This is a genomic window from Salmonella sp. NW722 (assembly GCF_051702785.1).
Taxonomy (GTDB): domain Bacteria; phylum Pseudomonadota; class Gammaproteobacteria; order Enterobacterales; family Enterobacteriaceae; genus Salmonella; species Salmonella enterica.
Map to the genome: position 1 here is coordinate 1 of NZ_JAMMIN010000032.1, position 301 is coordinate 301.

3 tRNA genes are annotated in these 301 nt (G+C 55.8%); all 3 read right to left on the minus strand.

The features are described 5' to 3' along the window. Position 1 precedes the first annotated feature (1 nt). Positions 2–77: transfer RNA gene (locus tag NA330_RS23215), tRNA-Gly, on the minus strand. 36 nt (positions 78–113) lie between these two features. Further along, positions 114–189: transfer RNA gene (locus NA330_RS23220), tRNA-Gly, on the minus strand. Positions 190–225: 36 nt separating this feature from the next. After that, positions 226–301: transfer RNA gene (locus NA330_RS23225), tRNA-Gly, on the minus strand.

The following is a 301-nucleotide window of genomic DNA, read 5'->3' on the forward strand; positions in this document are numbered from 1 at the left end:
TTGGAGCGGGAAACGAGACTCGAACTCGCGACCCCGACCTTGGCAAGGTCGTGCTCTACCAACTGAGCTATTCCCGCTTGGGTGCGTCTGTGCTTAACAAGCACTTTCAAATTTGGAGCGGGAAACGAGACTCGAACTCGCGACCCCGACCTTGGCAAGGTCGTGCTCTACCAACTGAGCTATTCCCGCTTGGGTGCGTCTGTGCTTAACAAGCACTTTCAAATTTGGAGCGGGAAACGAGACTCGAACTCGCGACCCCGACCTTGGCAAGGTCGTGCTCTACCAACTGAGCTATTCCCGC